The organism is Corynebacterium sp. HMSC064E07, from assembly GCF_001815745.1.
GTDB classification, from domain to species: domain Bacteria; phylum Actinomycetota; class Actinomycetes; order Mycobacteriales; family Mycobacteriaceae; genus Corynebacterium; species Corynebacterium jeikeium_D.
The window spans coordinates 19,152-43,864 of the sequence record NZ_KV821805.1; the positions used below are offsets into that span (position 1 = coordinate 19,152).

The 24,713-nt window shown below is 64.0% G+C and carries 21 protein-coding genes and 1 tRNA gene; 6 read left to right on the forward strand and 16 right to left on the reverse strand.

Annotated features, from left to right (window positions below; all coding sequences use genetic code 11):
* Nucleotides 1-66 precede the first annotated feature (66 nt).
* From HMPREF3053_RS02090 to HMPREF3053_RS02115, 6 genes are all read right to left on the reverse strand, one after another.
* Nucleotides 67-603: an FtsB family cell division protein gene (locus HMPREF3053_RS02090; RefSeq protein ID WP_048733957.1), complete on the reverse strand. Its 537-nt coding sequence runs from the start codon at nucleotides 601-603 to the stop codon at nucleotides 67-69.
* 112 nt (nucleotides 604-715) lie between these two features.
* Entirely contained in the window at nucleotides 716-1,990 is a 1,275-nt protein-coding gene (gene eno, locus HMPREF3053_RS02095; protein WP_048733955.1) for a phosphopyruvate hydratase, read from the reverse strand.
* 85 nt (nucleotides 1,991-2,075) lie between these two features.
* Nucleotides 2,076-2,936, reverse strand: a complete 861-nt coding sequence (locus tag HMPREF3053_RS02100; protein ID WP_070767190.1) for a lytic transglycosylase domain-containing protein — start codon at nucleotides 2,934-2,936, stop codon at nucleotides 2,076-2,078.
* A gap of 71 nt (nucleotides 2,937-3,007) precedes the next feature.
* On the reverse strand, nucleotides 3,008-4,048 hold the full coding sequence (locus HMPREF3053_RS02105) for a MazG nucleotide pyrophosphohydrolase domain-containing protein (protein WP_070767191.1): 1,041 nt from the start codon (nucleotides 4,046-4,048) through the stop codon (nucleotides 3,008-3,010).
* Between the two features lie 7 nt (nucleotides 4,049-4,055).
* Nucleotides 4,056-7,682, reverse strand: a complete 3,627-nt coding sequence (gene mfd / locus HMPREF3053_RS02110; RefSeq protein ID WP_070767192.1) for a transcription-repair coupling factor — start codon at nucleotides 7,680-7,682, stop codon at nucleotides 4,056-4,058.
* Nucleotides 7,683-7,726: 44 nt separating this feature from the next.
* Nucleotides 7,727-8,419, reverse strand: coding sequence for a TetR/AcrR family transcriptional regulator (locus tag HMPREF3053_RS02115; protein WP_141744756.1), 693 nt, complete (start codon nucleotides 8,417-8,419; stop codon nucleotides 7,727-7,729).
* 99 nt (nucleotides 8,420-8,518) lie between these two features.
* Between HMPREF3053_RS02115 and HMPREF3053_RS02120 the strand changes: the two genes are divergently transcribed.
* The 5 genes from HMPREF3053_RS02120 (at nucleotide 8,519) to pth (ending at nucleotide 12,797) form a co-directional block, all read left to right on the forward strand.
* A tRNA-Gln gene (locus tag HMPREF3053_RS02120) sits at nucleotides 8,519-8,589 on the forward strand.
* Nucleotides 8,590-8,676: 87 nt separating this feature from the next.
* On the forward strand, nucleotides 8,677-10,167 hold the full coding sequence (glmU, locus tag HMPREF3053_RS02125) for a bifunctional UDP-N-acetylglucosamine diphosphorylase/glucosamine-1-phosphate N-acetyltransferase GlmU (protein ID WP_049172238.1): 1,491 nt from the start codon (nucleotides 8,677-8,679) through the stop codon (nucleotides 10,165-10,167).
* A 7-nt stretch (nucleotides 10,168-10,174) separates the two neighbouring features.
* Complete coding sequence (locus HMPREF3053_RS02130; RefSeq protein ID WP_016423206.1) at nucleotides 10,175-11,152, forward strand: ribose-phosphate diphosphokinase; 978 nt, start codon at nucleotides 10,175-10,177, stop codon at nucleotides 11,150-11,152.
* 250 nt (nucleotides 11,153-11,402) lie between these two features.
* Entirely contained in the window at nucleotides 11,403-12,044 is a 642-nt protein-coding gene (locus HMPREF3053_RS02135; RefSeq protein ID WP_038626221.1) for a 50S ribosomal protein L25/general stress protein Ctc, read from the forward strand.
* A 144-nt stretch (nucleotides 12,045-12,188) separates the two neighbouring features.
* A complete protein-coding gene (gene pth / locus HMPREF3053_RS02140) occupies nucleotides 12,189-12,797 on the forward strand; it encodes an aminoacyl-tRNA hydrolase (protein WP_049189754.1) in 609 nt (202 codons plus the stop codon).
* A gap of 230 nt (nucleotides 12,798-13,027) precedes the next feature.
* Here the strand turns inward: pth and HMPREF3053_RS02145 are convergent, their stop codons facing one another.
* The 10 genes from HMPREF3053_RS02145 to HMPREF3053_RS02190 all read right to left on the reverse strand — a co-directional run bounded on the left by HMPREF3053_RS02145 (nucleotide 13,028) and on the right by HMPREF3053_RS02190 (nucleotide 23,683).
* Complete coding sequence (locus HMPREF3053_RS02145) at nucleotides 13,028-14,761, reverse strand: ABC transporter ATP-binding protein (RefSeq protein ID WP_070767193.1); 1,734 nt, start codon at nucleotides 14,759-14,761, stop codon at nucleotides 13,028-13,030.
* Nucleotides 14,758-16,536 carry an ABC transporter ATP-binding protein gene (locus HMPREF3053_RS02150; RefSeq protein WP_049189756.1) on the reverse strand — a complete coding sequence of 593 codons (1,779 nt, stop codon included), beginning with the start codon at nucleotides 16,534-16,536 and terminating at the stop codon, nucleotides 14,758-14,760. Before HMPREF3053_RS02150 ends, HMPREF3053_RS02145 begins: the two co-directional genes overlap by 4 nt.
* Nucleotides 16,533-17,144, reverse strand: a complete 612-nt coding sequence (locus HMPREF3053_RS02155; RefSeq protein ID WP_246819357.1) for a methyltransferase domain-containing protein — start codon at nucleotides 17,142-17,144, stop codon at nucleotides 16,533-16,535. Before HMPREF3053_RS02155 ends, HMPREF3053_RS02150 begins: the two co-directional genes overlap by 4 nt.
* Entirely contained in the window at nucleotides 17,141-17,878 is a 738-nt protein-coding gene (locus HMPREF3053_RS02160) for an ABC transporter permease (protein ID WP_070767194.1), read from the reverse strand. Before HMPREF3053_RS02160 ends, HMPREF3053_RS02155 begins: the two co-directional genes overlap by 4 nt.
* Nucleotides 17,875-18,627: an ABC transporter permease gene (locus tag HMPREF3053_RS02165; protein ID WP_070438218.1), complete on the reverse strand. Its 753-nt coding sequence runs from the start codon at nucleotides 18,625-18,627 to the stop codon at nucleotides 17,875-17,877. Before HMPREF3053_RS02165 ends, HMPREF3053_RS02160 begins: the two co-directional genes overlap by 4 nt.
* Nucleotides 18,624-19,667: an ABC transporter ATP-binding protein gene (locus HMPREF3053_RS02170; RefSeq protein ID WP_070767195.1), complete on the reverse strand. Its 1,044-nt coding sequence runs from the start codon at nucleotides 19,665-19,667 to the stop codon at nucleotides 18,624-18,626. Before HMPREF3053_RS02170 ends, HMPREF3053_RS02165 begins: the two co-directional genes overlap by 4 nt.
* Entirely contained in the window at nucleotides 19,664-19,882 is a 219-nt protein-coding gene (locus HMPREF3053_RS02175; RefSeq protein WP_224783744.1) for a hypothetical protein, read from the reverse strand. The genes HMPREF3053_RS02170 and HMPREF3053_RS02175 overlap by 4 nt, the downstream gene beginning before the upstream one ends.
* A complete protein-coding gene (locus HMPREF3053_RS02180) occupies nucleotides 19,879-20,619 on the reverse strand; it encodes an AMP-binding protein (protein WP_070767196.1) in 741 nt (246 codons plus the stop codon). Before HMPREF3053_RS02180 ends, HMPREF3053_RS02175 begins: the two co-directional genes overlap by 4 nt.
* 173 nt (nucleotides 20,620-20,792) lie before the next feature.
* The gene (locus tag HMPREF3053_RS02185) at nucleotides 20,793-22,994 is read right to left on the reverse strand and encodes an ATP-binding cassette domain-containing protein (RefSeq protein WP_246819358.1); all 2,202 of its coding nucleotides are present in this window, start codon (nucleotides 22,992-22,994) and stop codon (nucleotides 20,793-20,795) included.
* A gap of 107 nt (nucleotides 22,995-23,101) precedes the next feature.
* Nucleotides 23,102-23,683: an ECF transporter S component gene (locus tag HMPREF3053_RS02190; protein WP_246819359.1), complete on the reverse strand. Its 582-nt coding sequence runs from the start codon at nucleotides 23,681-23,683 to the stop codon at nucleotides 23,102-23,104.
* 206 nt (nucleotides 23,684-23,889) lie between these two features.
* Here HMPREF3053_RS02190 and HMPREF3053_RS02195 point away from each other — a divergent pair, with 206 nt between their 5' ends.
* Entirely contained in the window at nucleotides 23,890-24,633 is a 744-nt protein-coding gene (locus HMPREF3053_RS02195; protein WP_070767199.1) for a transposase, read from the forward strand.
* Nucleotides 24,634-24,713: the final 80 nt, after the last annotated feature.

The window sequence follows — 24,713 nt, forward strand, 5'->3', positions numbered from 1 at the left end:
TTTACGACGGCACACTCCGCCGCGCATGCAACCTCACCGAGAGGCCCCAGGTAGCCCTACGGAGGTTTAGGACTCCGGTACCGTCGGCAAGCTCTCTGGCCTCGTTGCCTGATCGCGCCCCGGATTAGGGCGAGTCTCTTCGGGTTCGGGCGGGATGGAAATGGAATCCCACAGCGTCTCGTACCACTTCTTGGCCTGGTGCTGCGGAATTTCCTCCGGCTGCGTCACAGGCTGTTCGCCCACGGCCGGATCGAGGATACGGAATGGGGTCTCCCCCGGCTCTACCAGCCCCAGGCGCAGACGTGCCTGCTCCTTAACATAGGCGGGGTTGGAGTACAGCTCCTTTTCATCCTCTAACTGCTTAATTCGCTGTTCCATGCGAGCAATATTGTCCTGCGTTGCGGCTACATCCGCCTGCTGTTGTGCAAAAGTCCGCAGCGGAATTGCGAGAACAGATACTAAGAAAAGCACCAGCAGACCAATACCGATCTTCTGTGCCGTGCTCAGCGAGCGCATTCCCGATGCGATTGCCGCTGCCGAACGCTGCCCCGCCCCTGCAGGGCGCGACTGTGTTCCGCGGCGAGATCGGTCCGATGCACTCATGCCCCACACTCTACCCGACCGCCAGCCGATGAAATAACAAAAACCCGCCCACAACCACGTGCGTGGTGCGGACGGGCAGTGCTAGACGCAGCTTTCGCAGCGCCTCAGCTCTTTACTTGAAACGCGGGAATGCGCTGCGACCAGCGTAGACAGCAGCGTCACCCAGGTACTCCTCGATGCGCAGCAGCTGGTTGTACTTAGCAACGCGCTCGGAGCGAGCCGGAGCACCGGTCTTGATCTGGCCACAGTTCAGGCCGACAGCCAGGTCAGCGATGGTGGTGTCCTCAGTCTCACCGGAGCGGTGGGACATCATGGACTTGTAGCCGGCGTTGTGAGCCATTGCGACGGCCTCGAAGGTCTCGGACAGGGTACCAATCTGGTTGACCTTGACCAGCAGAGCGTTAGCGGCCTTCTTCTCAATGCCCTCTGCCAGACGCTTCGGGTTGGTGACGAAGAAGTCGTCGCCGACGATCTGGACCTTGTCACCAAGCTGAGCAGTCAGGGTGGTGTAGCCCTCCCAGTCATCCTCCTGCAGCGGATCCTCGATGGAGACGATGGCGTAGTTCTCAACCAGGTCAGCGTAGACAGCTGCCATCTCCTCAGCGGTGTGCTCGCCGCCCTCGAAGTGGTACTTGCCGTCCTTGAAGAACTCGGAAGAAGCGACGTCGAGAGCCAGAGCGACATCGTCGCCCAGCTTGTAGCCTGCAGCCTCAATTGCCTCAACAATCAGGTCAAGAGCAGCCTTGGTGGAGTCAACCGACGGAGCGAAGCCGCCCTCATCACCGAGGCCAGTGGACAGGCCCTTGTCCTTAATGACCTTCTTGAGTGCGTGGTAGACCTCAGCACCGACGCGCAGTGCTTCCTTGAAGGTCGGGGCGCCAATCGGAGCAATCATGAACTCCTGGACGTCAACGCCGGAGTCAGCGTGTGCGCCACCGTTGAGGATGTTCATCATCGGAACCGGCAGAACGTGACCGTTCGGGCCGCCGACGTAGCGGAACAAATCCAGGCCAGCGGACTCAGCAGCAGCCTTGGCAACAGCCATGGAAACACCCAGGATTGCGTTAGCACCCAGGCGGGACTTGTTGTCGGTGCCGTCCAGCTCAATCATGGTCTTGTCAACCAGACGCTGGTCCTCAGCCTCGAGGCCAATAATTGCGTCCTCAATCTCCTCGAGCACAGCGCGGACAGCCTTCTCGACACCCTTGCCCAGGTAACGGTCTCCGCCATCGCGGAGCTCGTGTGCCTCATGAACGCCGGTGGAGGCACCGGACGGAACCGCAGCGCGGCCCACAGCGCCGTCTTCCAACAGCACCTCAACCTCAACGGTCGGGTTACCACGGGAGTCCAGAATTTCGCGTGCGTTCAACTCGATGATTGCAGCCATAGGTCACCTTTCCGCCGGAACCGTTCCGGCACATGACTCCAATTGTGGCACGGTTTGCCAACCTTCGCCTTAAATCCTTTGCACCCTATGCGGGCTGATTCAGCGCATAGTTCGCCGCAGCGTCCCGAACATCGCGAAGATACTGCTCAGACTGGTTATACGAGCGAATTGCAGATGCCCACCCTTCCGGGGTGGCGAGGTCGCGTTCCCCACTGCAGAGCATCCGTGCCGTGGTCGCAGTTGCGTCGTCGATGTTGTTAGGGTCGGCGACACCGTCACCAGAGGCATCCATCGCAAAACGATGCCAGGTCTCAGGAATAAACTGCATCGGCCCCACAGCGCGGTCGTACTCTGTGTCACCGTCGAGTTCGCCGTTGTCAGTATCAAGAACCTCAGCAAACCCACTCGTGCCGTCCAGCGGCGGACCGATAATCGTCGGGCGAACTACCCCATCGGCACCGATATGCGCCGGCTTGAGCCAATTGCCCGAGTACGTGCCGTGATTAGTCTCCACTTTGCCCAGTCCCGCAAGCGTGTTCCACTCCAGGTGGCAGTTCGGGAACTGTTCGGCCGCAATCACATATGCGTTGCCGTAGGCACGGAGACCGTCCTCAGAAATACCAGTCTTCGGGGAAATCTGCTGCGCCCACTGTCGGAGCTGCTCCGAGGTGCGCCCGGGCGCGTTGACATCAATCATCGGCGGTGGCTCAGCCGCAGCAGGCGGCACATTTTCCGGAATCGGCTTCTTGGTCAACGACGGGATAACGGGGCCAGTGAACATCGCCAACGCCCCAACCGTGCCAATGATAATCAGCACCGCCAGGGAGGTTAGACCGAGGCAGCCACAGCCTCTCGAGGACTTCTTTTTCCCCTTACTGCGGCCACGCGACTTCGCCCCGCGGGGTGCGGGGTGCGCGTATTCATCAAAGGGAGAATTAGAAGGCATGGGGAATTACTCTACGGGGTAAACCGTAAAAATCACTCAAACTCGAGGACAGAAATCACTTTTGCTGGAAACTAGCTGTCGCTTTCCGACGGGCCGAGGTCCTCAGCCTCTTCGTTATCTTCGCTGCCCGCTGCCCACTGCTCAGCTCTGCCGGCCTGCTGATTCTCCATCTGAGCCAGCTCAGCCAGGAATGCGCGTGAAGCCTGTCGGGTCCGCTCTTCAGCACCGGACTCAGTCTCCAGCCCCGGGGTCGGAACCAGAATCTCCACAGGAATGTCTGCATCGGAAAGTCCCAGCGCACGTGCGCGGCGGATGGCCTCCTCAGCCAAAGTCAGAGCTGGCAACTGCGTAGCTGGGTTCGAGCGCGGACGTCCGCGGCCGTAAGCCCACAGTCGCTCCTGTTCTTCCTCCGACACCATCTCTCCCTCGGCCACAGTGCCGTCGAAGAGGTACGGCTGACGAGCGCGCATTTTTAAAATAAAGTCGGTCGCCACATCGTCGAAGTCGAAGTCCTCCGCGATTTCAGCGTGGAAGAGGATCTGCAGCAGCAGATCTGACAGCTCGCTACGAATGTCACCGCCCTCGTCGACTGCGTCGACAAACTCGTAGGTCTCTTCAATGAGATACGGCAGCAGGCTCTTGTGCGTCTGGCGAGCTTCCCACTGCCCCGTGCGCCGTGCGGCCGCCATGATGTCCACGGCCTCGACGACGTGGGGCAGACGAGCTGCGGCAAGCTGTTCCTGCGGAGTCAGCGGTTCTGCAACAGGCTCTGCCCCTGGCTCTGCAACCGGTTCTGGCTCAGGTTCTTTCACCGAGTCCTGCTGGGGAGCCGCCGCAACCTGAGCTGCCGGAGCTGCTGGGTCCGGCGCATCATCCAGCTCGACCGAGTAGACCTTCTCGCCCGCATCGAGGCGATCGAGTACCTCGTCGTTTTCCATATCGGTGGTGACCAGAATCTCCGCCTGGGACACCGAGTGCCCACCGGCGTCGGCGATTGCCCAGCGCACACGGATCGGGACTTCTTCGGTGTAGCTGACTTCACCGGTCAGCAGGCTAGCGGCTTCCAGCGGAATCGCTGTTGGAAAGCGGCTATCGAGCTTGATGATAGTCATACGGTTTCTAGTCCTTTCCCATGTGCGAGATATCCATACGTGGAATTCCCGCCATCGATGTCAAGAAGTCTGCTACCCACTGCACCAATGCAATATCGCGGACAGGTTTTGCCCGCAACCCTCGCCCTTCCTTCGGCATTCCGACGGAAACCGTGCGCGTTGCCGCACGATAGGTCGCCTGTGGATACAGGCGCTTGAGACGCACCTGCTTGGAGTCAGCAAGCTCCATAGGGGTTATTCTAATGTGCGCACCCATGGCTTGAACTTCATGCACGCCGAATTCCCGGCAAATAATTCGAAGTCGTGAAATAACCGCCAGTCTCTCCACCTCAATGGGTGGGGTTCCGTAACGGTCAACGAGCTCTTCGAGCACTACGTCGATATCGTCCAGCGCACTGGCGGCAGCAAATTTGCGGTACGCCTCTAGACGCAGGCGTTCCGACGACACATATTCGGCTGGAATATTCGCATCGACCGGCAAATCGATCCGAACTTCCTTCGGTTCGTTATCGGAAGCATCCGGAGTTTCACCATCGGCCACTGCCTTCAGCGCGGCCACGGCCTCGCCAACCAGTCGGACGTACATATCGAAGCCGACACCGGCAATGTGACCGGACTGCTCCGCACCGAGGATATTTCCGGCACCGCGCATTTCCAGGTCCTTCATGGCCACAGCCATACCGGCACCCAAGTCATTGTTCTGCGCAATCGTGGACAGACGGTCGTACGAAGTCTCCGTCAGCGTCTGATTTTCCGGGTAGAGGAAGTAGGCATAGGCGCGCTCACGGGAACGGCCCACGCGACCACGCAGCTGGTGCAGCTGGGAAAGACCCATATGGTGGGCGTTTTCCACAATCAACGTATTGGCGTTGGCAATATCCAGGCCGGTCTCCACGATGGTGGTACACACCAGCACGTCGTACTCGCGCTGCCAGAAGCCATCGACCGTGCGCTCCAGCTGCTCCTCCCCCATCTGACCGTGGGCCACTACCACGCGGGCCTCGGGCACCAAATTGCGGATAGTCTGGGCGACTTTGTCAATGGTTTCCACCTTATTATGCAGGTAGAACACCTGGCCGTCGCGAAGCAGCTCTCGCCTGATAGCAGCGGCGACCTGCTTGTCGGACTGCGCGCCGACGTATGTCAGCACCGGGTGACGGTCCTGCGGCGGGGTGAGAATCTGGCTCATCTCGCGGATGCCAGCAATCGACATTTCGAGCGTGCGCGGAATTGGCGTTGCGGACATGGTGAGTACGTCGACGTGGTGCCGTAGCGCCTTGATGTGTTCCTTGTGTTCGACGCCGAAACGCTGCTCCTCGTCAACGATGACCAGGCCGAGTTCTTTCCACTGCACGCCGGTCTGCAGGAGACGATGCGTGCCGATAACAATGTCGACCGTCCCGTTCTTCAACCCTTCGAGGACCTCCTTGGAGTCCTTCGGCGAGGTGAAGCGGGACAGTCCACGGATGGTGACCGGGAAGCCCTCCATACGTTGGGTGAAAGTGGTCAAGTGCTGCTGCGCCAGAAGTGTGGTCGGCACCAACACTGCCACCTGACGGCCATCTTGAACAGCCTTGAAGGCAGCACGCAGTGCCACCTCGGTCTTGCCGTAGCCGACATCGCCGATGAGCACGCGATCCATCGGCACCGGCTTTTCCATGTCGGACTTAATTTCGTCGATGGCCTGCAGTTGATCTTCGGTCTCGGTGAAGGGGAAGTTATCCTCCATCTCCTGCTGCCATGGCGTATCCGGCGCGAACGCGTGGCCCGGCGCGGCTTGGCGCTCGGCGTAGAGCTTGACCAGCTCTTCCGCAATCTCGCGGACGGCACCACGGGCCTTGCGCTTGGTGGACTTCCAGTCCGACCCGCCCATCTTCGACAGGGTGGGCTTTTCGCCGCCGACATAGCGCGACAGCAAATCCAAGCTCTCCATCGGCACGTAGAGCTGGTCCGAGGGACCTCCGCGCTTGCTCGGTGCGTACTCGAGCACCACGTACTCGCGGCGTGCCTGATCCTCGCCCGTGCCGATGGTGCGCTCAGTGAGCTTCACAAACCGACCAATGCCATGCGTGTCGTGCACGACATAGTCACCGGCCTTCAGCGCCAGCGGGTCCACCCGACCACGGCGCTTCGCCGGCTTGCGGCGCCCACCAAGCGCGCCTTCCGCGATGCGGTTACCTGTGATGTCCTGCTCGGTAATCAGAGTCAGCGCGCCACCGGGGATTCGCGGGAACACCAGGCCACCGTGCAAAACACCCTGGTAGACGGTAATTCTTCCGGACTCGGGATACTCCGGGCCCGCCGCCATGCGCGTCGCAATTCCGGCTTCCCTAAACTTTTCCGCTTGCCGACGCGCCCCCGCGGGCGTCGCCGCCACGTACGCCACTCGCTCCCCCGCGACCGTGGCATCGCGCAGCTGCTTCATCAGGTGACCAATTTCCTTTAAGTCGCCGCGTGGCGCGGGCCCAGGCTCAAAGGTCAGCGGCAGCACATCATCTTCGGTGACTCCCGCCTCCAACATGCCGGGCGGGGAAATATGCCACGAAGTGGGCATCGGGATAGAGGCCAAGCTGCGGTACGCGCTGGGCTCCAGCCCATCCGTGGCGATTGGCGCCGAGCCACCCATCGCAGCAGTTTCCCACGCTGCGGCCATAAACTCCTCGCCTGCACTGATAAGGTCCTGTGCGCGAGAGCGAATGCGCTCCGGCCCGCACATGAGCACATGAGTTTTCTCCGGCATGACCTCGGTGAGCATCTTCATCGGATGCTGACTAATCAGTGGAATCAGCGATTCCATGCCCTCCACCCACTGGCCGTCGCCGATGCGGGTGAGCATTTCTTGGACCTGACCCGAGCGCGTGGTGGCGAGTTTCTCCACGGCGGCCTTAACGTCGTCGTCGATAAGCAGTGCACGACACGGGAAGATATCCAGCTGGTCGACCTCTACCTCAGAGATCGTGCGCTGGTCAGCGACGGAAAAGGCGCGCAGGTCGGTGACCTCATCACCCCAGAGCTCGATACGTACCGGCAGCTCTTCGGTCGCAGGGAAAACATCGACGATGCCGCCACGCACGGCAAACTGGCCACGCCTGCCGACCATGTCCACATGCGAATAGCCGTGATGCACCAGCCGCTCAACCAGGTTCTCGCAGTCCCGGTCCAGTTGGACGTGAATGGGGGCGCTGGCTTCAGCCTCGAGGTCGTCCACAATCGGCTGCACCAACGAGCGCGCCGCCGCAATCAGAACGTCGACTTTGCCCCGGCGAACGTCGTAAAGCGCCTTACGACGCTGCGCCACGGTATCCACCGCTGGCGAAAGCTTCTCATGCGGGAGCGTCTCCCACGAGGGGAACATAGCTACACGGTCGCCGATCATCGACTTGACCTCGGCAGTCAGGTCCTCCGCCTCACGGCCGGTAGCCGTGATGACCAGCACCGGCACCTTCGTAGACATGGCGTAAATAAGGTGCGAACGCACCGCGTCCGCACCCGTGAGCGCCAGCTCGTCTTCGCCGATGCGCCCGAGCACGCCGACAAATTGAGGATCCGTGACAACGAGGCTTTCCAGCCCCGACAGCGGGTTCGGCAGAATGCTGGGTGTGGCTTTCGCCGAGGAAGACGCAGAAGTTGGCATAGCCCCAATATAACCATGCACCCCGGATCCACCCTGCGTGCTGGTTAGCCGTTCTCCGCCACCTGCATCGGGTCCGCTGCGGCACCTGCGCCGAACTTCGCGCCCTCAGCGGCCGCTGGCACATCAGCGGAGCCATGCAGAGTCGGAGAACCCTCCATGCCGGCCAGCCCGTTCCAACACAGGTTCACGATGTGCGCCGCCACTGTCTCCTTATCCGGACTGCGCTTCTCCATCCACCAGCGAGCGGTCTGCGAAACCATACCGACCATGCAGTTTCCGTAGAGCACCGACATGGCCGGGTCGAAGCCGGCGCGTTTGAAAGCCTCGGCGAGGATAGGCGTAACCGACTCAGTGGCATTATTCAGCAGCGTCTCATAGCCACCCGCCACGCCGGGGTCGCGAGAAATAATCGAGAATCCCTCCGGGTTTTCCTCCACATAAGTCAGCAGTGCCAACACCGCCTGTTCGATGCGGTAACGCGAGCGTCCCAGGGACAACGCTTCCCTAATCGTGGCCTCCAGGGTCTTCATCTCCTGGTCGACGACTGCCTGGTAGAGCCGCTCTTTGGTGCCGAAATGCTCGTAGACAACCGGCTTTGAGACCCCGGCTGCGGCAGCGATCTCCTCCATTGAGGCGGCATCAAGCCCCTTGGCGGCAAAGATTCCACGGCTGACTTCTGTCAGCTGAGCTTTGCGCTGTGGACCGGTCATACGTCGTCTCGGAGAATTGGAGGCCATGCTTTTAGATTAGTGGCTAAAGTCTTGCTATCGTATATCGCAGGCGCAAGCGAGTTGGCTGAGTCGAATCAGCCATGCAATTTTTCGCGTTTGCCCCATTCTCCCATGGTGTAATGGCAACACTCCGGTTTTTGGTACCGGCATTCTAGGTTCGAGTCCTGGTGGGAGAGCAAGCGGGGGGCCGGCCCCTTAATTAAGAAGTGACTTTTCGCCCCGCCGTGACCGTGATGCACCCTGACCGAGGAGTAGCAAGTTTCATGTCGAACGGTTCGGCCACCGCTGTGGTCATTCTCGCCGCGGGTCAAGGCACCCGAATGAAATCCGATACGCCGAAAATGCTGCACGCTATCGGCGGTCGTACCATGTTGGAGCACGCGCTCTATGCCGCCAAGGGCATTAATCCGGATGAGATTGCTGTTGTCGTTGGCCACCAGCGCGAAAAGGTAATCGACGCCATCGGGACTTGGGCTTCGGATACCGAGCACTCCAACGGTGTCGTCATTGCCCACCAGGACGAGCAAAACGGTACCGGCCACGCTGTTCAGTGCGCGCTGGAGCACCCCGAGCTGCAGAACTTCGATGGCACCATTCTGGTGACCACTTCCGATGTTCCGCTGCTGGATTCCGAAGCGCTCCAGGCACTGCTCGAAGAGCACAACCGCAAGCCACGCGCTGCCGTGACTGTGCTGACCTCCACTGCTGACAACCCGCACGGCTACGGCCGCATCGTTCGCAACGCCGACGGCGAAGTTCTGCGCATCGTGGAGGAAAAGGACGCCTCCGACGAGGAACGCGAGATCACCGAGGTCAACTCCGGTGTCTACGCATTTGATGCCGAGACCCTGGCAAACGCTCTCAAGCAGCTGGACACCAACAATGCCCAGGGCGAGCTCTACCTCACCGATGTCATCGGCATCGCCCGTGAGGCCGACCGCTCAGTACGCGGTCACCGCCTCGCCGACGCCACCGTCGTCGCCGGTGTCAATGACCGCGTCCAGCTGGCTACCCTTGGCCGTGAGCTCAACCGTCGCACCTGCGAGGCAGCTATGCGCGGGGGCGCCACTATCGTCGATCCGGACACCACGTGGATTGACGTTGAGGTGGAAATCGGCCGCGACGTCACGATTCTGCCGGGCACGCAGCTGCACGGCAAGACCGTGATTGGCGACGGGGCCACCGTGGGACCGGACACGACGCTGACCAACATGGTCGTCGGCAAGCGCGCCAGCGTCGTACGTACACACGGTTCCGATTCGGAGATCGGCGAGGATGCGACGGTCGGACCGTTCACCTACATTCGCCCGAACACCAAACTCGGTGTCGGCGCGAAGCTCGGCGGCTTCGTAGAAGCGAAGAACGCGCAGATTGGAAACGGTTCGAAGGTTCCGCACCTGACCTACGTCGGCGATGCGGAGATTGGCGAGCACTCCAACATTGGTGCCTCCAGCGTGTTCGTGAACTACGACGGCGTCAACAAGCACCGCACCGTTATCGGCTCGCATGTTCGCACCGGCTCCGACACCATGTTCATCGCTCCGGTGACCGTGGGTGATGGTGCGTACTCAGGTGCAGGTACTGTTATTAAGGACGACGTTCCTCCGGGAGCATTGGCGGTCAGTGGTGGCCGTCAGCGCAACATCGAGGGATGGGTCGAGCGGAAGCGTCCAGGTACCGCTGCTGCTGAGGCAGCGCAGGCGGCGCAGGTAGCTGACAACGCTGACAACAACAAGGAAGACCAGGAAGGCTAGACGGCAGATGACCGGCCAGTGGATCGATAACCAAAAGAACCTCATGCTCTTCTCCGGAAGGGCACACCCGGAATTGGGCGAGGCAGTTGCCAAGGAGCTCGGCACAGAGCTGACTCCGATGACCGCTCGTGATTTTGCCAACGGTGAAATCTTCGTGCGCTACGAGGAATCCGTCCGCGGTTCCGATGCCTTCGTACTGCAGGCGCACCCGGCACCGCTGAACAAGTGGCTCATCGAGCAGCTGATTATGATTGACGCGCTCAAGCGCGGTTCGGCCAAGCGCATCACCGCTATCCTGCCGTTCTTCCCATACGCCCGCCAAGACAAGAAGCACCGTGGCCGTGAGCCGATTTCCGCTCGCCTGGTCGCAGACCTGCTCAAGACCGCCGGCGCTGACCGCATCGTCTCCGTGGACCTCCACACCGACCAGATCCAGGGCTTCTTCGACGGCCCGGTCGATCACATGCACGCCATGCCGATTCTGTCGGAGTACATCAAGAAGAACTACTCCCTGGACAACCTGGTCGTGGTCTCCCCTGACGCCGGCCGTGTGAAGGTTTCCGAGAAGTGGGCCAACACCCTGGGCGACGCCCCGCTGGCCTTCATTCACAAGACCCGTTCCGTCGATGTCGCGAACCAGGTTGTCGCCAACCGCGTGGTCGGCGAGGTCTCCGGTAAGACCTGTCTGCTCATCGACGACATGATTGACACCGGCGGCACCATCGCCGGCGCTGTCAAGGTGCTGCGTGAGGCTGGCGCTGAGGATGTCATCATCGCTACCACGCACGGCGTCTTCTCTGACCCAGCTCGCGAGCGCCTGTCGAAGTGCGGTGCCCGCGAGGTCATCACCACCGATACCCTGCCGCAGTCCACCGAGGGCTGGGACAACCTGACCGTCCTGCCAATCGCACCACTGCTGGCTAAGACGATCCACGAGATCTTCGAAAACGGTTCCGTCACCACCCTCTTCGAGGGTCAGGCATAAGTTCTTTCCGCTTGCCGACGGGCATCCCGCCGCGACCAGCAACCTAGTTTTGCTGGTGGTGGCGGGGTTTGCTGTTTGACCTGTTAGTCCACTACAATTTCTCCGGTAAGTCTCGGCGAGGGCGGCCACAGTAGGTGGTTGCCGTTATCGACGCGACGCTCGCAGCCCAACTTTTGCGCCCACGGTGGCATGGATGCGGCACGTGCTCGACTCGACGACTCAATATCGAATCGTTTAGGAGTCCATTTTCATGGCAAAGCCCAACATCATCAAGATTGATGCTCGTAACCGCACCGAGTTCGGCAAGGGTGCCGCTCGCCGTGCCCGCGTTGCTGGCGACATCCCGGTTGTCATCTACGGCGCTGACCTGGATGCCCCGAAGCACATCCTCGTTGACACTCTGGATTTCCACGCTGTCATCCGTAACCACGGTGTCAACGCTGTTCTGGACGTCAACATCGAGGGTGAGTCCCAGCTGTCCATGGTCAAGGCTGTTGACCAGAACCCGCTGACCCTCGACATCGACCACGCTGACCTGCTCGCCATTCACCGTGACGAGAAGGTTGAGGTTGAGGTTCCGGTCGTTCCGACTGGCGAGCTCGCTCCGGGCGCCCTGCTCATGCAGGATGCCGAGACCATTCTGGTCAACGCACCGGTTCTGGCTATTCCGGAAGAGATCGAGGTCTCCGTCGAGGGTGCAGAGGTCGGCACCATGGTTCACGCCGGCGACGTTACCCTGCCGGAGGGCCTGGTCCTCACCGACGACGCTGACCTGCTCATCTTCAACATTGTCGAGCCGGAGGAAGAGCCGGCTGGTGACGTCGATGCCGATATCGAGGGCATGGGCGAGGCTGAGACCCCGGATGAGCCAGCTGAGGAATCCGCTGAGTAATTTCAGCGCTGAATAGCTCTAGCTGACTGAGCCAATACAGGCTTTCACGCTTAGCTAACAAAAAAGGGACGGACGCTCTTGTCCGTCCCTTTTTTGCACTCCCCAAAATCAAAACACCGTGCACAGTGTGCCAAGATTGAACTCATGAACGCCTCCACCACGCCTCTACTTGTCGTGGGCCTCGGCAACCCTGGGCCCAAATATGAACTCACCCGCCATAACGTCGGACATCTGGTGCTAGATGAACTAGCTAGCCGGACTTCTCCGATGCCGTCGTCGTTTAGCGTGCACAAGAAGTCCAACGCTGAGATTGTGCAGACTCGGTTTAAAACCTCCGATGGTGGCGAGCGACAGGTGATTCTGGCTAAACCCCGGACGTACATGAATCTGTCGGGTGGGCCGGTCGCGGCGCTGGCGAAGTTCTTCAACATCGCACCTACCGACGTCGTGGTGGTCCACGATGAGCTGGATCTGGACCCGGGCGTGGTCCGCCTCAAACGTGGCGGTGGCGAGAATGGCCACAATGGGCTGCGTTCGACCTCGAAGTCGTTGGGCACGAAGGACTACATGCGTGTGCGCATTGGCATTGGTCGTCCTCCGGGCCGCCAGGATCCAGCTGATTATGTGCTGCGCAACTTCAATGCCAAGGAGCGCGAGGAACTCGCTTTCACCCTGCCCACCGCGGCGGAGGCAGTGGAGCTAATCGCCAGCCACGGGCTGGAAATTGCTCAGAACCAGGTGCACGGGCGGTAGCAGATAGAGGCAAATGGCAGCAACGAGCCCCCCTTCCCTCCCAACTTTCACTGGGATGAGAAAAGGGGGCTATTTTCGCGTTCCCGGGAGCTTCAGTCTTTACAGCTCGTCGGTGTTCGTGCTGCTCGGCGTTTTCGTCGGCGGTTTCGCTCTGTCCACCGAGCGCCTGGCGGTGGGATTCGGGAAGCTGCGGCAGGGCGCCCGTGAGGGCATCAACCAGGTGATGAGGATCAGGCGCCCGGGGAGCTCCCCGTCCGGCACGCCCACAACTCGGCGTAGCGACCGCCCTTCGCCAGCAATTCATCGTGCGTACCCCGTTCTGCGACCGTCCCGTCCTCCGAAAGCACGACGATGAGGTCGGCATCGCGGACGGTGCGCAGGCGATGGGCGACGACGATCACGGTGTGATCGCCGCGCAACGCCTCCATCGTGCCGACGATCGCCCGCTCAGTGGCCGCATCCAGCGAGGACGTCGGCTCGTCGAGAAGCACCACCGGGGAATCCTTCAAAAGCGCCCGGGCGATGGCGAGGCGCTGCCGCTCGCCTCCCGACAGCAGCGTCCCCTCCTCCCCCACCGGGGTATCCCACCCGGAAGGCAGCAGCTCCACGATGCGGTCCACCCCGGAACGCCGGGCGGCCTCGCGCAAGCGGTCCCCGTCACCAGGCCCGGAACCGAATTCGGGGTCGGCGAAGACCACGTTGTCCCGCACGGACGCGTCGAAAAGGAACGTCTCCTGGAACACCGGGGTCACCAGCGAGTTCACGCCGTCGGTGCCGATCCGAGGCAAGGGCACCCCGCCGATGAGGATCTCCCCCGAGTCCGGATCATGAAAACGCGACAGCAGCCGCATGACCGTCGTCTTGCCCGCCCCCGACGGTCCCACTACGGCAACCAGCGCTCCCTGAGGTGCACGGAAGCTGACGCCGTCGAGAACCTTCTTATCCCCGTACCCGAAGCTCACGCCGCGGAACTCCACGTCATGCCCGTCGGGCGGCTCCGGTGCGGCAGGTTCGGGAAGGGCGGGGATTGCCCGCAGGTCACGCAACGCAGCCAACGTGTTGCGGCCCGCACCGAAACCGCCGGACAACGCTCCCGCCGTGGTGATCGGTCCGGTGAACTGGACGACCACGATGAGCATTGGCGCCAAATGCGCCGGCGTCATCCCGCCCGTCGCGGCGACTGCCACAGCGACGATTACCGCCGCCGTGAACACCGCATGGACGACCGAACTCAACCGTCCGATGGCCGCCCCCTGCGTCGACGTCGCCTTCGCGAACGCATCGTGTTGGGCCCGGATCGCCTCATCCACCATCGCGTCCGCCGCCGAACCGTCGCTCGCGGCGCGAATCGCCTGCTGGCAACGGGTGAACTCGATCAGCCTGCCGGAGACGGCAGCGACGGCGTCAGCATGCGCTTCGTCCGACTCCCCGCCGACCCGGCCAATGGCCCGGTAGGCGAAGAAGATCACCGGCGCCGACGCGACGAGAACCAAACCGACGCGCCAATCCACCGCCAGAATTCCGAAGGCGATGACGGTCGGCGCAACCACCGCGGCGATGACGGGCCGCAGGATCACGTGCGGCACGGACGCCGCAAACGCGATACCCGACGACGCCATCTCCGAAAAGCGGCCGGCCGTGGACTTGGTGACGTACCCGAGTGGCAACGTCAGCACGCGTTCGCCCAGGGAACGCAGCAGGGACGACAGCACCGCTGCGGAATTCGCCCTGCCGACCGTCCCCGCGGCGAGAGACAGCACCGCATGGGCGGCCGCGAGGCCGGCGATGACGCCGGTGAAACGCCACGCCGTCGCATCATCTCCCTCGGCCAGAGCCGACAGCAGCGGCAGCAGCGCGACGAACGCTGCGCCCTGGGCCAGCGCGGCAAGCGCGGCCAACGCAATGAGCCACGCCAGCGTCATTCTCGAACGCCGATCCGTCATCGACCACAAGTCCCGAATCATCGGTTCCCCGCCTTTTCATCGTCTGATTCAGTGCCCCGCGGGGCGGATGGTTCGTCGTCGAGCGCGAACGCGCGCCACAAATCCCGGTAGCGGCCACCGCGCGCAAGCAACTCGTCGTGGGTACCCGCCTCCGCGACCGCTCCCCCATCGAGAACGAGGATGCGGTCGGCGTTGCGGATCGTGCTCAACCTGTGCGCGATCACAATCACCGTCCGCGAACGGGCCAAACGCTCGATTGCGGACTGGATGAGGGCCTCGGAAGCCGGATCCGCGTAAGCGGTTGCCTCGTCGAAGATGAGCACCGGCGCGTCCGTGACGATCGACCTCGCGATGGCCACGCGCTGCGCCTCACCACCGGAAAAGGTCACGTCGACGTTGACCACCGAATCCAGACGCTTCGGCAGCGCCGCGATGACCGCATCGAGGTTCGCGAGCTTCGCGGCCGCCATGATTTCGCCGTCGGTGGCGTCTCTCCTGGCCAGCCGGATGTTCTCCCGCAACGGCAGCGTGAGCAACTGCGGATCTTGGAACACCACCGACACCGAGCGGTGCACGTCGCGCACGGCAATGTCGCGAAGATCGGCGCCGCCCAGCAGCACCGAGCCTTCAACGGGGTCGTGGAAACGCGCCAACAGCCGGGCGACGGTGGACTTTCCGGAACCGGAGGACCCCACCAGCGCAGTGAGGGTCCCCGGTTCGAACGTCGCGGACATCCCGTCGAGGACCCGCGGCCCATCGCCGTAGGAGAAGACCAGGTTCCGGACCTCGAGCGCGCCTCCGCGCACGGGCACCGGATCGGCGGGCTCGGCGATCGGCGGCGTGCCCAGCACCTCCGCGATGGACTTCAGGGCGGCAATCCCCGCGATGATGGGTTCGGAGTTCATGGCTACCCGCACGATCGCTGCGGAGAGTCCAAGGCCGAGAACCAGCCCGGCGACGAGACCTTCCGGTGTGCCGCCCGCGGCGTCCCTCAGAGCGAGGCCGGCGCCGCACACCACTGCGAGGACCGTGATCGGAGACGTCACCACGTCGATGAGCCCAAGATAGATGTTCGACTGCCGGGACCAGGCGGACCACGCGCGGACGAACGACGACGCCGCGGCATCGTAGCGGCCCGAGCCCTGGTTGGCGCGTCCGAAGGACTTCATCACCGGGATGCCGCGCACCAACTCGATGACCGCGGCCGTCACTCCTTCGGAGGCTCGCTCGTAGTCGCGCTGAAGGCCGGCGCCACGCGACATCATTACGCCCATCAGGGCGAAGGTGACCAGCACCGGGACGACCGCCACCGCCGCGATCCGCCAATCCACCGCGACGAGCGCGATGAGGGAAAGCAGGGGAACCAGCACCGCCACCACGGTCTCACCGACGGTGTGGCCCATGAGCTGGTGGACAGCCGCGACGTCCTTCTCAACCGACCCGATGATTCCCGACGAGCGCCGGGCGTCCAGCCAGCCCAGCGGCAACTTCCGGATTTGGGCGACCAGCCGGCGCCGGAGGTGGAGCTGCAGGTCGTTATCCGCCCGGTGCGAGAGCATGCCGGCGGCGCCGTCCGCGGCCATGCGCACCGTTGCGGCGACGACGATGACAGCCACGGCCAACCACGTCCGATGCTCCGGGGCCTCCGGGTACGTCATCGCGATGTCGATGATGCCGACCAGCGAAGCGACGGTAGCCACCGACGACAGGACGGATAACGCGACCACCGCACGCATCCGAGTCCGGATCGGGGCGAGCAGCGACCACGGGCCTACGGTCCCGTCCACAGCGCTCACTTGCCCGCCTCCCCGATCGCGCTTTTCTTCGTGAGAGTGCAGAAGTACACCATGCCGGCGTGTGAGGCTCCGCCCAGCTTCAGCCCGTTGGCTTCGGCGAGGTCCTCGAGCTCGCTGCCCCGGAACACCCGGTGGCCCATCTTCGCCATGACGGCCATGTCGACCCGCTCGTTCACGTCGGGATCCTCGGCGAACGTCTGCACGTAAGCGATGCCGCCGTCGGCGAGCAGCCCGGCAACCCTGCCGAGTGCGGCACCCGCATCCTTCATTTGGTGGAGCGCGCCGCACACCCAGATTTCATCGGTCCTGCCGGGCTCTCCCGCGAGTGGCGCGAGGACGTCGGCGACGTGGAATTCCGTCCGGGCCCCGAGCCCTTCGACGGCGGCGGCGTCCATCGGTTCACGCGCATAGCGGCTGAGGAACCTCGGCTGGACCTTGTCCTCGTAGGCCGCAAGGAGTCTGCGGTTGTTCTGGACGATCTGGGCAATCGACTTCATCTGGTTCTGTCTCCGGGGTGTGTGGGCCGCGTCCGCGCGGCCGTTTCGGGTTAGGTGCTCGGGTTCGCGGGCCGTCGTCGGCGGCGATGCCCCCGTGGACGTGCCCGTCATGCAGACTCCCCCGGCCTCGTTTTCACGGCGATGCCCCACGCCGCGAGCACGGCGATGCCTAAGAACCAGGCCGCGCAGACCACCAGACCCGCAGCCCCGGTGCCGTTGACGGCCTCGCCGGCCGCGGATACGGGGGTGTGCCCGGCGATTCCGCGCAGGAGGGGACGGAAGTGGTCGGCAGGCATGAGCACCGTGTTGACGAACATCGCAACGATGATTAACGGGATGAGGGCCACAGAACCCTGGGGGCTGGTGATGGAGAACGCGATGTACGTGCCGGTGCATGCGGCCGCCGCGGCAACCATCGCGCCGGTCACCGCGATCCTCCACCACCAGGACACCTCCGGGGGGTCGTCGGAAAGCAAGGCGGCCACCGCCGCGACGACGGCCGTCATCGCCATGATCCGGATGAACTCGGCAATGATCCGTGCGGCCGGCACGGCCGCGTACGGTGACGGCATGGTGATTAACCGCTCGTGGAAGCCATTGCTGCGTTCAACGAACACGGTGGACGATCCCGTGATGGCCAGGATGAACGCCCACGCCGTCACGACCAGGATGACCGCGTTCCGGAGTTCGAACTCTCCGGTGAGCTGCCTGACCAGGCCACCGAACATGCAGTTGACGATGAACAGGTACACGAGCGGAGCAATGAACGTCATGAACCAGAAGTCGGGGCGCCGCAGCCAAATGTGGGCGATGCGCCGCAGATGCACGAAGATGGGGCCGATCATGATTCGCTCCTCGAGGTGAACCGGCGGATGAACAGGACGATTCCGGCGACCGCCGCGACACCGAGCCACAGGGCGGCCTCTTCCCCGGCGCGATCCGGGAAGGCGTCCGGGGACGCCGCCCTAATCACCTCGATCACCGGCGAAAAAGGCATGTGGCGCACGACGTCGCGAAGGGAGCCGTCCAAAGCGGTCGCCGGAATGAACGCGGTGGAGAACATGAGCAGCAGCATTTCCAGCGCCTGAATCGATGAGGCCGTCGACACCGGGGCGGGCACCATCAGGATCACCCCGTCCGTGACCAGGGACAGGACCGCCGCGGCGAGCAGCGACCACAGGACAGTCCACGCGACGTCACCGATAGCCATGTCGAGGCCGCAGGACCACGCGACGACCAGCAGCGCCGCGATCGACGCGGACATCCGCAGCACATCGGTGGCGAGCCTGCCGGCGACATAGCCGCCTGTGGCCCCGGGCAACACGCGCACGCGGTCAACGAGCCCGGACTCGACGTCCTGTCCCACTGCCATCGCCGACGCCGCGGCGGTGAACATCGCCGCCTGGAACAGGCAGCCGCCGAGCACGAAACGCAGGTACCCGAAGCCGGATTGCCCCGCCGAGTACCCAAACACCGCGTACAGGCACAGCAGGAAGAGCGGCGGAACTACGAACATGGAGATCAGCGACGCGGTGTTGCGTCGCAACAGCAGCAGATCCCGGCGGAGAAACGCCGCGACCGACGTCGCACTCATCGCGCCGCACCCCCTGCGTTCATCGATATGAACACCTCGTTGAGGGTGGGCGGCGACACGCTCAGCGAATCCGGCGACGCTTCCGAGGCCTCCATCGCCTGCGCCACCGCCTCGAGGACCCGCGGTCCGGGGTCGACGTCGAGGGACACCGACTTCCCCGCGACGCGGGCGCCGTCCAGGCACGTTCCCCCGAGGCAGCGGGCGAACGCCTCCGCCTCGGCGGCGGTGGCAAAGGACACGCGGAGCACGTGCGACCCGAAGTCGCGGCGCAATTCCTCCGGCGTTCCGCTGGCGACGATGCGGCGATCCTTGAGCAGATGGACGTGGTCTGCCAGCGCCTCCGCCTCTTCCAGGTACTGGGTGGTCAGCACCAGGGTCATTCCGTCGTCCCGCAGTTGCCGGATGAAGCCCCACAGCTCTTCGCGGCTGACCGGGTCCAGCCCCGTCGTGGGTTCGTCGAGGAACAGCAGCCTGGGCACGACGCACAGCGACACGGCGATGTCGAGGCGGCGCCGCATGCCACCCGAATAGGCCGACGCCAACGTCGAGGCACTGTCCGCGAGCGAGAATTGCGCGAGCAGTTCCGTCGCGCGGGCGGCCGCGGCGGCGCGGTCGAGTCCGCGCAGCCGCCCGAAGAACTCCAGGTTCTCCCGGCCGGTGAGGTTCTCGTCGATCGCCGCGAATTGGCCGGTGGTGGCAATGTCAGCGCGCACGCCCGCCGGGTCCTCTTTCACATCGCGCGAGAAGATGCTCACCTCGCCGGAGTCGGCGGTGATGAGCGTCGACAGGATTCGGATGAGGGTGGTCTTGCCTGCACCGTTGTGGCCGAGGAACGACACGATCGCCCCGGTGGGCACGGTGAAACTCACGCCGTCGAGCACATGCTTGCGCATCCGGGCACCGCGCTTTCCCTTGCGGCCGCCGTCCGGCGGGGCACCTGCCCCGCCTTCGGGCGGGGTGCCCGCTTTGCCCGCAATCGGGTAGCTCTTCGTGAGGTCGCGGACGACAATCGCCGCACCTCGTTCAGCTTGATCCGTCATCGTTTCCCCTTTCCTTTGGTATCGCAGTGGGCCGCTGTCGGCAGCGGCCCCGTGGTCGGGTTGTCATGCGGCACCTCGATATGGATGCCCGCATCGCGGGCGAAGGCGAGGACCGGTTCGAGGAGCCGGGGGTGGCCGACGAGATCCCGGCACCCCGGCGCGACCGGCTTCCCCGCGACCGCCACAACGGTGGCGGCAGCAATCGCCGCGGTCATTTTGTAGGAACCCGGGCCGGTCGCCCGGACGACGGTCGTCTCGGCCGGTGCCTGGTCACGGCCTCGAACCACCTCGGGGGATCGGCGACCACCTCGGAAACCGGCAGCAACACCTGGTCGTAACCACGAAAAAGGGCGTAGACGTGGAAGCCGATCAGCGAAAGGTTGTGGGTCAAAGGTAGCCACGTGAGCATCTTGTTCTCGTACCGGTGTGCGTGGCGTGGGATCGTCGCGTGCAGACCGTTCAGCACGGACTCGTTGGTTACGATGACGCCCTTTGGCGATCCCGTGGAGCCGGACGAAAACTGGATAAGGGCTTCGCCGGCCGTCCCACCTCGCACCGGGAACGCGGGGACCGCCCCGGAGCCATCCCCGGAATCCACGTCCCCCGCCTGAGAGAAGTCCGATTCAGCATCACCCGGCATCGCCGCACCCGGTTCCGCGGCAGCGTCATTGACGATGGACACGTCGAGCAGCCGGTCCTCGCCCACGACCACGGCACCGTTTGCGCCGGTGAGCAGCGTGTGACTGCGTTCGTCGACCAGGATCGGGGCCCCGGGCATCATGTCCGAGAGCGTCCGCACCCTGTCGACGTCAACCGGGCCCGCCACCGCCTCCGCATGGACCCGGCCATACGGGACGAAGACGTCCCGCCGATTCTCGACGAAGGTGATCCCCTTTTTCGTCTCATCGGCCTTGTCCCGAAGCACGTCGCTGATGGTCCGGATCGTGTTCATTGGTACCTCTTTCGGTTGTCGGCGCCATGCCGGTGCCGGGCGGACCGGGCCGCATGGCGTGACCCGGCGGATGTGTCTGAAGGGTGGAAAGGGTGAAGAAACTGGGTGGGGCGCGTCTCCGCACAAGCTCGGAAACGCTCGCGGGCCCGGGACCCGCCGGTTCCGGGTGCCCGTCAAGTCACTGCGGACACCAGGGCGGCGACGAAGGCCGCGGCGGACGCTGCGGCCACGAACCCGTCACGCACTCGCCAGGGGTAATCGGTGCGGAAGGTGCGCCGCGGATGGCGGCCGAAGTTGCGCATCGCCAGGGTCAGGGACAGCTTTTCGGCGCAGCGCACGGCGCTGACGAACAGGGGAAAGGCGATGCGCGCGGGCGTCGTCGCGCGGATGAAGCCGGAGCGGAAAGACTGCCCCGGTCGCATCGAGCGCAATCTAATCGCCCATGTCAGATGGGGGATTTCGCTGCGCAGGAACGCCGCGATGCTCACCCCGGAAATCGCTATGGTGCACCATGTGTAGGGCACCCGGAGGCGTTGCACCATGGCGTCGAAAAGCTCCTCGACGCGCATGCACGCGGAGACCAGGACCGTCCCCGCGAACACGGCCGTCAGCAGCAGTCCGTGATGGATGCCGTGGCGGACGGCCTCCGCCGCATCCCCACCTCCGTAGAACTCGGAGCGCCACCCGAGCAGGCCGAAGAACACCCCGATTAACAGGACGAGAAGGACCTTCCCCGCCGTCGCCCGAACGTCGCGTTCCGCGATCGCAGCGAGTGCGAGGAACGCGACCCCCGTCAGGGCGAGAACGGCGTCTCCGCCGGAGAGCAGCCCGGCGACGAGGACGAGCATCACCGCCGCGACAATCGTGATGGCGTTCAACCCCGCGCGCCTTCGAGCGGCGGATCCACTGGTCCAGGGGCTTTCGTCCAAGGACGTCCGTGCGCCGGCCGCGGGCAGTGCACGATCCCGCCGGGACGACTCCGGGGAAGCCGGCACGTCGGCTGCGGGACCGGACCAGGCGACCTTCCCTTCGGCGACGATGCTCGCCCGATCCGCCCACGTTCGCGCAGCACGGCGGTCGTGGCACGTGAACACAACGGTTCCGCCGGCCCCGGCGTATTCCGCTAGGGCATCCAGTACGATGCGCGAGCTCGGCGAATCCAGGTGCGCCAACGGCTCGTCGAGAAGCAGCAAACGGCGATTGGCCGCCACCGCCAGGAAGATGCCCAACCGTCTTTTCTGTCCGCCCGACAGGACGAACGGCGAGACGGGGTCAAGTGCCCGGGGGCACAGGGCTTCCCGCAGTTTCCGCAGCTCATCGGCGCCGAGTGGTCCGTGCGGGTCCGTGCCGGCCAGCGCGGAGTCGATTTGCGCGGCGACGGTCGCGCGGGTGAACTGGTGCTCGGGGTTCTGGAACGCCAACGACGCGAAGGCGTCGGGCACGCGCCGGGCGGACGCGCCGTCAATCCGGAGGTCCGCTCCCGCCGTCATCTGGCCCGACAGCACCGCCAGCAAGGTGGACTTACCGGCTCCGTTGGCACCGACTAGGGCATGAATCTCGCCCCGTTCCAGTGTCAGATCGGCCCCGTTCAGGATCCTCTCCCCGCCTCGGGCCACGTGGGTTCCGGTCAAGGCCAGCAGTGGAACGGCATCCGCCTCCGATTCCGGATCGGGACGGTCCGGCGCCCCCGTGCCCGGCGTACTGGCGTCCGGCGTTCCGGCGGTCGCGGCCGTCGTCGCAATGCCCTTCACCGCGATGCCATCCGGCGCTCCGTGGGCGGCGACGCTCCCGTCCGCATCGAGGACCGTCACCGTGTCGACCCACCCGTCGAACGGGCGGAGGTCGTGCTCGATGAGCAGGATAACGCGCCCCGGGGCCCGCAAATCACGGATGGCGGCGAACAGCGACCGGCGACCGTCCTCGTCGACGTGGGCCGCGGGCTCGTCGAAGATCATGACCTCCGGCGCCCTGGCCACCGCACCGGCGATGGCCATCCGCTGGCGTTGCCCGCCCGACAAAGCCCACGGATCCTTCTCCGCGAGCTCTGACAGCCCGACCTCCGATAGAGCCTCGGCTGATCGCTTGGCGACGATACCGGCTTCCACGAGGGAAAACTCGAGGGCCATGGCCACGTCATCGACGACTCGGAGCGTGAGCACCTGCGTCGCCGGGTCTTGCCCGACGAAGGTGACCCGGTCCCCGTCCACGGGGCGTTCGGTGCCGTCGGCATCGATGATGTGCACGAATCCGGCATGGTCGATGGGGATGTGCGAGGGGATCAGTCCAGCGATGAGGTGGGCCAGGCTCGTCTTTCCGCATCCCACGGGCCCCGTGATGGCGTTGATCGTGCCGAAATCGAAGGAGAGATCCACCATGTCGGGTGCCCATCGCCCATCGGCGTGCCGCACACCTGCACCACTAACCCGTAACCGGGCCGGGGCCGTCCCGCGTGTCGCACCGGCGCACGCGGGTGCTCCGCCGGTCACCGGGTGACCCCGCGGCTGCGAAGCCCCTTTGCGACGGCAAAGCCCAGGACCAAAAACACCAAGCTCGATGCCAAGGCTACGGCGAAGCTGATCAGGGTCATGGGCGTGGTCGGCGAGTCGACGCCGACTGCGCGCGGGGCCATCGTTCCCATCAGCGCGGAGAACAACATCGCCGAGGCCACGAACTGGGGACGCGTCCACCGCCGGTACAGGGTGACCATGAACGGAAGCTCGATGAGCAATCCTTCCATAATCAGCGCCCCGATTGCGGCGACGCCGAACGGGGTGGTCGCCGCGGACACGACGCCCATGGCAAGGCACGCGATGAGGCTCGCGCCAAGCTTGCGGACGACGATGAGGGGAACAACGCACTGCAGGAACCACAACCCGAGCGTCGCCGCGACGAGATAAATGTGGGCGATGCCGGCAAACACCTGCAGGTAGGTCAGGGGCACGATGATGAGAGACCCCGCAACGCCGATCGCGGCGGCGACGAGCATGTCGCGGGTGGATGGTCGGCCACCCGCTGCGACCGGTGCGACGTGCACCAACCGCCCGTCATCCGTCTGCGACGCCACCGCGTCCCCGGCTCCCCCTCCGGAGAGGGGTTCTCCGGTCGATCCACGTTTTCCGTTCATCGTCGCCGCCTCGCTTCCGTTGCCGATTCCCGATCGGGAACACCACCTGAAACAGTATTAGGTTAGGCAATGCTTATCGCCTTACGCCAGGCTCAATTTACTGAAATTACCCCCGCCCCCCCCGAACGAAAAACCGCCTTCCCAGCGTGCTCACAGAGATTCGCCCCGTACTCGAGCGCGTCTTTGCAGGCGAGATTCTCTCCCGCACGCTGGTGCTGGACTCGCTCATCCACTACGAAGGTCCGACAAAACTGGCCGCCGCAGGTCGAGGCCGGGTCCTGAAGTGGATACGCAACCGCGCCAAGAAGGCCCCTGCTGCCCTGGTTGACGCATTTTTCGCCGCCCTTGCCGAGCGAACTGTCACGGTACCCGGCACTGCGGCAGCAGAATTGGTCATTTCCCAGCTGGCGGCGAACATCAAAGCGCTTCAAGCACAGCGCGACACGATCGCCGGGCAAGTCGAGGAGATGCTCGAATCGTTCCCTCTTGCCCAGGTCTTGATGTCGATGCCCGGCGTAGGCATCAAGACTGCCTCTAACATCGTGTTGTCCATCGGCGATTGCCAGGACTTCGCCGATGCCGCGCACTTGGCCGCTTACGCCGGCATCGCGCCGACCACCCGGCAGTCGGGTACGTCGGTCCGCGGCGAGTTTCCCACCAGGGCCGGCAATAAACAGTTGAAAAACGCGATGTTTCGATCGGCGTGGATCGCGTCGAACTGCCATCCCGCATCGCGCGACTACTACCTGCGTAAACGGGGTGAAGGACAGAAGCACAATGCCGCGGTGATGTGGCTTGCCCGGAGCTGCTGCAATGTCATCTGTGCTCTGTTGACTCGGTGTGAGTTCTTCCGAGAAATCCCTGCTAGAAACATCGCCACGGCTGCGTAGGCCGCTGCGTTGATCACCGCCGGCCCGCATGATGCGGACCGGCGATCAGTGATGGCTACAACACCCCCATGCGATGTACG